This window comes from Amycolatopsis palatopharyngis, from assembly GCF_003385185.1.
GTDB lineage: Bacteria > Actinomycetota > Actinomycetes > Mycobacteriales > Pseudonocardiaceae > Amycolatopsis > Amycolatopsis palatopharyngis.
The window spans coordinates 1-7,589 of sequence record NZ_PQHZ01000100.1 but is presented as its reverse complement, the minus strand read 5'-3'; the positions used below and the strand labels follow the sequence as shown (position 1 = coordinate 7,589).

Annotated in this window: 8 protein-coding genes; 7 read left to right on the top strand and 1 reads right to left on the bottom strand. The window is 69.4% G+C overall.

Annotation, left to right across the window (positions count from 1 at the left end; genetic code table 11):
• The 7 genes from D0C15_RS33425 to pspM form a co-directional block, all read left to right on the top strand.
• Positions 1-1,311 (top strand): acyltransferase family protein (locus D0C15_RS33425; RefSeq protein ID WP_211323419.1); only part of this gene is annotated, 1,311 nt, incomplete at its 5' end.
• Between the two features lie 85 nt (positions 1,312-1,396).
• Positions 1,397-2,854, top strand: a complete 1,458-nt coding sequence (rimO, locus tag D0C15_RS33420) for a 30S ribosomal protein S12 methylthiotransferase RimO (protein ID WP_116052041.1) — start codon at positions 1,397-1,399, stop codon at positions 2,852-2,854.
• An 86-nt stretch (positions 2,855-2,940) separates the two neighbouring features.
• On the top strand, positions 2,941-3,507 hold the full coding sequence (gene pgsA, locus D0C15_RS33415; RefSeq protein ID WP_245976522.1) for a CDP-diacylglycerol--glycerol-3-phosphate 3-phosphatidyltransferase: 567 nt from the start codon (positions 2,941-2,943) through the stop codon (positions 3,505-3,507).
• Between the two features lie 6 nt (positions 3,508-3,513).
• Complete coding sequence (locus tag D0C15_RS33410) at positions 3,514-3,984, top strand: CinA family protein (RefSeq protein WP_116052039.1); 471 nt, start codon at positions 3,514-3,516, stop codon at positions 3,982-3,984.
• Between the two features lie 94 nt (positions 3,985-4,078).
• Positions 4,079-4,570 carry a helix-turn-helix domain-containing protein gene (locus D0C15_RS33405; protein ID WP_162830390.1) on the top strand — a complete coding sequence of 164 codons (492 nt, stop codon included), beginning with the start codon at positions 4,079-4,081 and terminating at the stop codon, positions 4,568-4,570.
• Between the two features lie 225 nt (positions 4,571-4,795).
• Positions 4,796-5,665 carry a PspA/IM30 family protein gene (locus tag D0C15_RS33400; RefSeq protein ID WP_116052037.1) on the top strand — a complete coding sequence of 290 codons (870 nt, stop codon included), beginning with the start codon at positions 4,796-4,798 and terminating at the stop codon, positions 5,663-5,665.
• A gap of 4 nt (positions 5,666-5,669) precedes the next feature.
• The gene (gene pspM / locus D0C15_RS33395; protein WP_116052036.1) at positions 5,670-6,671 is read left to right on the top strand and encodes a phage shock envelope stress response protein PspM; all 1,002 of its coding nucleotides are present in this window, start codon (positions 5,670-5,672) and stop codon (positions 6,669-6,671) included.
• 7 nt (positions 6,672-6,678) lie between these two features.
• Here pspM and D0C15_RS33390 read toward each other — a convergent pair.
• A partial coding sequence (locus tag D0C15_RS33390; RefSeq protein WP_162830389.1) for an HNH endonuclease signature motif containing protein occupies positions 6,679-7,589 on the bottom strand: 911 nt, incomplete at its 5' end.

Sequence of the window (7,589 nt, the reverse complement as noted above, 5' to 3'; positions counted from 1 at the left end):
GTGCTGGGCTGGGCCGGGGTGGCGGGTCTGGTGTTGTGTGGGTTGGTGTTGCAGGTGGGCAGCATGTTCCCGGGGTATGCGGCGTTGTGGCCGACGGTGTCGGCGGTGTTGGTGCTGATGGCGGGGGCGACCGGTAGTGGGGTGGGCGCGGATCGGTGGTTGTCGTCGCGGCCGTTGGAGTATCTGGGCAATCTCAGTTATGCCCTGTATTTGTGGCACTGGCCGGTTCTGCTGTTCTACCTCGTCACCCGCGACCGGGAAAAAGTCGGCCTCCTCGGTGGAACGTTCATCATCGGACTTTCACTCGCGTTGTCCGTGCTGACCTATCATTTCGTCGAAACCCCCGTCCGCGAATCGAAGCGCGGTCTGCTCGCGCGGTGGAACGGCTACCGTTTCGGGGTCGCCGCCCTCATTCCGGTGCTGTTGCTGGCCGGCACGTGGCAGGCGGTGGCGACGAGCCGGTCCGAGTCGTCCGTGGTGTCCGTCGGCGATCCCGACCATCCCGGAGCCCAGTCACGGCTGCCGGGCTTCGACTACCGGGTCGACGGGAGCGTGGAGCCGGTGCCCTCGTTCGTCGCGCTGACCGACGACTGGCCCGCGATGACCAAGGGTTCCTGCGAGACCTCCCCGCGCAACGCCGAACTGCAGGTGTGTACCTATGCGTCGACGGCCGCTCCCGAGCGCTGGCTGGCCCTGCTCGGCGACTCGCACGCCGACCAGTACACGACCACCCTCCTGGAACTCGCAGACAAGCGGAACTGGGGAATCATCCGGATGGTGAAGGGGGCCTGCCCGTTCTCCGTCGACGCCGACGCGATGCCGGGCGACCCCGGCTGCATCCAGTGGAACGCCGACGCGGCCGAGGAGCTGATCGAGCGGCGCCCTGACGCGGTGCTGGCGCTGTCCACCAGGGACGTCCGGCCAGGACTGACTGAGTACACCCCGCCCGGGTTCGTCGAGCAGTGGCGCAAGCTGGAGCCGGCGGGCATTCCGGTGCTCGCGATCCGCGACAACGCGCGGCATTCGTTCTCCTTGCCCGACTGTGCGGCCTCCAAGGGACCCGACAGCCCGGAATGCGCCACACCACGGGCCGAACTGTTCGCGCAGCAGGCACCCTATGAGTCGATTCCCGACATCCCGTCGAACGTCTCGTTCCTGGACTTCACCGATTACTACTGCCTGGAAAGGACCTGCCCCGCCCTGATCGGCAACGTGCTCGTCCACATGGACTCGCATCACATCAGCTCGACCTACATGCGAACACTGGCACCGATCGCGGAGCGGAAGATCGACGAAGCGCTGGGCTGGTGATCACCGCGCGCGCATATCCGCAATCGCAGGGTCGTGGCCCGGCCGTGTGCCGGGAGTGACCGGCACGCCGGTTACCCTGATGGGCGTGTCTTCCCCCACTGACTCGTCCGGCGGCCGCAAGGTCTCGCTCATGACCCTGGGCTGTGCCCGCAACGAGGTCGACTCCGAGGAACTCGCGGGCAGGCTCGCCGCGGGCGGGTGGGAGCTCGAGACCGAACCCGGAGCCTCCGACGTGGTGGTGGTGAACACCTGCGGATTCGTGGAGTCGGCGAAGAAGGACTCCGTCGACACCCTGCTGGCGGCCGCCGACACCGGGGCCAAGGTCGTCGCCGTCGGGTGCATGGCCGAGCGCTACGGCGACGAGTTGGCACAGAGCCTGCCCGAGGCCGACGCCGTGCTGGGCTTTGATCACTACGCGGACATGTCGGACCGGCTCGACGACATCGTCGCGGGCCGGGGCGTCGCCTCGCACACTCCGGCCGACCGCCGCACGCTGCTGCCGATCAGTCCGGCGCAGCGGCCCTCGGCCGCGGACGGCGTCGCCGAGCCCGGACACGGTCAGCAGGACACCAGCGCGCCAGGCTGGGGGCCAAGGGTGCTGCGCACCAGGCTGGACGAGTCGCCGGTCGCCGCGCTGAAGATCGCCTCCGGTTGCGACCGCCGCTGCTCGTTCTGCGCGATTCCCTCGTTCCGCGGATCATTCGTCTCCCGGCAGCCCGCGGAGATCCTCGCCGAGGCCGTCTGGCTCGCCGAACAGGGCGTTCGTGAACTGTTCCTGGTCAGCGAGAACTCCACCTCCTACGGCAAGGACTTCGGCCGGGCGCAGGGCGGCGGCAGGGCACTGGAGCTGCTGCTACCGCAGCTCGCGGCCGTCGAAGGCATCGAGCGAGTGCGGGTTTCCTACCTGCAGCCCGCGGAGACGCGACCGGACCTGGTCCGCGCCATCGCCACGACACCGGGGGTGGCCGACTACTTCGACCTCTCCTTCCAGCACTCCAGCGAGACGGTGCTGCGCCGCATGCGCAGGTTCGGTTCGACCGACTCGTTCCTCGCGCTGGTGGACCAGATCCGGGAGTACTCCCCGGCCGCCGGAATCCGCACGAACGTCATCGTCGGTTTCCCCGGGGAGACCGAGGACGACCTGGGCGAACTGGAGCGCTTCCTCACCGGAGCCAGGCTCGACGCCGTCGGGGTCTTCGGGTACTCCGACGAGGACGGCACCGAGGCCGAGAACCTGGACGGCAAGCTGGACGAGGACACCATCGCCGAGCGGGTGAACCGTATTTCGGCCCTCGTCGAGGAGTTGACCAGCCAGCGCGCGGAGGACCGCATCGGCGACATCGTCGACGTGCTGGTCGAAGCCACCGGCGAGGAGACCACCGGGCGGGCCGCGCACCAGGCACCCGAGGTCGACGGTGACTGTGTACTGCTGGACGCGGGGCAGCGGACCGTCGGCGAGCTCGTCCGCTGCGAGGTCGTCGACTCGGCAGGGGTGGACCTGGTCGTTCGCCCGCTTCCACCGGAGACGGAAACTCTCCGGTGAACGCCGCCGCGAGCGAACCGGCCGACAGAACGCCCGAGAGCCGGCAGCGGCAGTCGGAGCCAAATTCCGCTCCGGCACCCACCCCGGTGCCGACCCTGAACGTCGCGAACATGCTGACGTTGTCCCGGCTCGCGCTCGTGCCGTTGTTCATCGGCGCGCTGTTCGCCGGGGACGGGTCCGACACGGTGTGGCGGTCGATCGCCACGGCGCTGTTCGCGGTGGCCTCGCTGACCGATCAGGTCGACGGCTGGGTGGCCCGCAAGTACGGGCTGATCACCGACTTCGGCAAGATCGCGGATCCGATAGCGGACAAGGCGCTGATCGGTGCCGCGCTGGTCGGACTCAGTATTCTCGGCGAACTGCCATGGTGGGTCACCGCCGTCATCGCCGCCCGCGAGATCGGTGTGACGCTGCTGCGGTTCTGGGTGATCCGGCACGGCGTGATCCCGGCCAGCCGGGGCGGCAAGGCCAAGACTCTTGCGCAGATCGCCGCGATCGTGCTGTACCTACTGCCCCTCCCGGACGGCGTGGAGCCGGTGCGGTGGGTGCTGATGGGCTTCGCGCTGGTGCTCACGGTCGCCACCGGCCTCGACTACGTGTTCCGGGCGGTGAAACTGCGCCGTACGGCACGCAGGACCGCAGCGGGCGGGTGACGCGTCATGGCTGGGACCAGGGCCGAGGACGTCGTCGCGGCGCTCATCCGCCGCGGTGAGACCGTCGCGACCGCCGAGTCGCTGACCGCGGGTCTGGTGTGCGCGACGCTGACGGAGGTGCCCGGTGCGAGCGGCGCCGTCCGGGGCGGGCTGATCGTGTACGCCACGGACCTGAAGACCCGCCTCGCGGGCGTCGACCCCGGCCTGCTCGCCGCGCACGGCGCGGTGCACCCCGAGGTGGCCGCGCAGCTCGCCCGCGGGGCGCGCGAGCGCTGTGGCGCGAACTGGGGAGTCGGTCTGACCGGTGTGGCGGGCCCGGATCCACAGGACGGTGTCGAGCCGGGCACGGTGCACTTCGCACTGGCTGGCGACGGGATACGTACCACCCGTACGCTGGAGTTTTCCGGTGTTCGTGCGGAGGTGCGAGCGGCTTCGGTGGCGGCTGCGCTCGACCTCCTGCGGGAACATCTTGCGTGATCCGGGCGTTCGCCCTTGGCGGACGGACGTGTCATCTCCTGCGGCCGGTCGTCTGGACTGGGTAACGTGGGTACTACCCGAAGGGAGGCGCGTGATGACCGTGCTCTTACGTGAGGCGATCGGTGATCGGCTCCGGCATGCCCGCACCAACCAGCGCCGCACGCTGCGCGACATCTCCCGCGCCGCCAGGGTGAGCCTTGGTTACCTGTCGGAGGTCGAGCGCGGCCAGAAGGAGGCCTCGAGCGAGTTGCTCGCCTCCATCTGTGACGCGTTGGAGCTTCCACTGGCCGAGTTGCTGCACAAGGTCGCCGCCGATGTGACCGCCCTCGACGGGGTCGAGGTCGGCGCGGTCGAGGAGGCCGGTGCCGTGCCTGCCGCGCAGGGCGGCGACGGTGGTGGCGCGCCGAGGCAGGAGGCGGCCGCGTCGGCCGCTGGTGGCGGAGTCGAGGGCGGCAGGTTGCTGCCGGATGTGGTCGGCAACGATCTCGCGGATCTTCGTGCCGCGGGGACCCTGCGGCCACCCATGTCGCCGACGCTACGGACGACCATCAGCGGGCCCAAGCTCGCCTCCACGATCGCCGCGTAGCGTCGATAGCACATCCGGCTGCGACCAGGTGCTGACCCCGACCCCATTTCACGGTCGGGGCCATCCCTGATTTTGCCCGGGGTCGCCTGGAACCACGGCCGCTGACCTGACACGATGGAACACAACGCCGGGGTCGGGTGACGCTGCCGATATCAGGGGAGCGCGGCGTCGAAGTGGATCAGCGGCAGGATCAGCCAGTGGGACGCAAGAAGGCAGGCGGAGGAGATGGCCAACCCGTTCGTGAAGTTCTGGAAGTACCTCATGGCGGCGTTCTCGTCGAAGATCGACGAGCACGCCGACCCGAAGGTGCAGATCCAGCAGGCCATCGAGGAGGCGCAGCGAAATCACCAGGCGCTCTCCCAGCAGGCCGCATCCGTGATCGGCAACCAGCGGCAGCTGGAGATGAAGCTGAACCGCCAGCTGGGCGAGGTGGAGAAGCTGCAGTCCTCCACCCGGCAGGCACTGGTCCTCGCTGACGAGGCGCGGAGCAAGGGCGACGAGCAGAAGGCGACCGAGTTCGAGAACGCGGCGGAGGGTTTCGCCGCGCAGCTGGTCACCGCCGAGCAGAGCATCGAAGACCTCAAGACACTGCACGACCAGTCGCTGCAGGCCGCGGCGCAGGCCAAGCAGGCTGTCGAGCGTAACGCCAGCATGCTGCAGCAGAAGCTGGCCGAGCGCACCAAGCTGCTCTCGCAGCTGGAGCAGGCGAAGATGCAGGAGAAGGTTTCCGCCTCGCTGAACCAGATGACCGAACTCGCCGCGCCGGGGAACACGCCGTCGCTGGACGAGGTGCGGGACAAGATCGAGAAGCGCTACACCACCGCGCTGGGCTCCGCGGAGCTCGCGCAGAACTCGGTGCAGGGCAGGATGATGGAGGTCCAGCACTCGACGACGCAGCTGGCCGGGCACAGCAGGCTCGAGCAGATCCGCGCGTCGATGAAGGGCGACTCCGTCGCTCAGGTCACCGACGGCAAGACGGGGCAGGCTGGGTCAGCCTCGGAGCCCGCTGCGGGCCAGACTGCCGCGCCGTCGGCCAATGTGCAGCAGGAGATCCAGTCCCGCGTTCAGGCCGAACAGCAGAAGAACCAGGCGTAGACACATGTCGGGCAGGGGTTCGGGGCGCCGCGACTTCGGCAAGTTCAACGAGAAGCTGGAGAAGCACGTCGAACGCCTGCCCGACTACGCCCAACGAGCGCAGGAAAAGCTGCAGCGGTACCTGCCACCCGCCGGGGCCGGTCAGGGCGACCCGGCCGGACAGCCGGGTGAGCCGGGTGAGACTGTGCCGGACCAGCCGGCGCGGTCACAGCCGTCCCGGACACCTTCCCGCTCGGGCCTGACCGCCTTGTCCTCGCTGTCCGGTGACATCCCGGTCGTGGCCGAGGCCAGGGCGACCTGGGCGCGCTGGAACGACCCCGCGGCGAAACACCAGCGACGTATCCGCAGGACCTCTCGGGCGCTGACGTTGTGGGTCATGCTCACCCTGCTGTGCGCGCTGGCACTGGTGGCCGGGGTTACCGGGCTGATCGGCGCGGGCGCCGCTTCGACCCCGGTGCTCGCCGGTGGTGCCGGGGTCGTCGTGTTCGGCACCTTCGGAGTGCGGGCAGGTATACGCCTGCGCACGCTCAAGCGCACCGAGCTGCCGGCCGCCGCGGCGGTATCGCCGCTGCCGCCCGCCGCGTCCGCGGCCCGGCGGCCGATGGAACGGCTGCGCGACTCGGAGGCCTCGCTGGAAGAGCTGCTCAGCCAGCTCGCGCTGCCAGTGGACGGAGCGGCCTCTGCCGTACCCGAGGTGTCCGTGGAACAGGCGCGGGAGACAGCGGAGGAAGCCGCGGCGGCATTGCGCGGCCTCGCCGCGCGGCTACAGGCCGTCGAAGGCGGCAGGGACCACGCCCCGGCCGCCGAACGTGCCGCTTTGGACGCGGCCGTGCGCACGCTGCGGGAACAGCTTGACGACGGACTGACCGGCTACGGCGAACTCGTCGCCGCGGCGAGCAGGGCGGTCGCGGCCAGTAGCGGGGGAGCGGGCTCCGCACGAGATTCACTCACCGACGCGACCGACCACCTGGCCGGGCTCGCGATCGCATTACGCGAACTGTCCTGAGCGAACGTCAGAAAACCGAGCTGACGCCGGGCGGGGCGTGTTGTCGTTGTCGGGGTATGTCCGGTGTGGACTGTGCTGGTTCGGTGATCGGCTGGAGTGTTTTGGTGTAGGTGCGTCCTGTGGGTGTGGTGATGCTTGAGGTCCCGCTGGCGGGCTCGTGGGTGAGTGTCCAGCGGGGTTGGTCTTTGCGGTAGTGGTCGCGTTCGCATTTGGCGCCGCCGTTGTGCTCGGCGGTGACTCCGAGTTCTCTCCATTCGTGGAGGTGGTCGTAGTCGCAGCGGTGTGCGGGGCGGTGGCAGCCGGGTGCGGCGCATTCGCGGTCCCGGGCGGTGACGAAGTCGCGCAGGAATGCCGAGGGTCTTCGGCGGGTGCGTCCGAGGTCGCGGACCGCGCCGGAGGCCGGGTCGGTGAGGACTTTCCGGATCATGCTGTGCGGGTTGGTCATGATCTCTCGGGCGATGGCCGCTGGGAGGGGGCCGTAGCCGGCGAGTTCGCAGCCGCTGTCGGACATGGTCAGGGCGGTGGTGATGGGCATGTGCAGGAACACCACCGCGGCTGCTTTCGGTGCGCCGACACCAGGGTCCTGACCCAGCAGCAGCGCCGCGTACACGTCGGCGCGGAGTTGTTCCAGTGTCCGGTGGTCCCCGTTGTTGCGTAGGCGTCGTGCCATGGCGTCGACCCGGGCGTAGGCCGAGGCCGCGACCTCGGCGGGCAGGTCGGCGGACAGGGTCGCCATGGCGTTGTCCTGCGGTGACAGCACTACCTTGCGGCCCGCGCGGGCTTTGCGGGCACGGGTGGTTTGTCCGTCGGGGTCGACGTTCTCCACCAAACGCCGAGTCGCGCGGACCAAGGAATACGGGTCGGTGAACTGTAGCCGCCCCGACGCGAGTTTCGCGGCGAGCAGGTCGTCGACCTGGC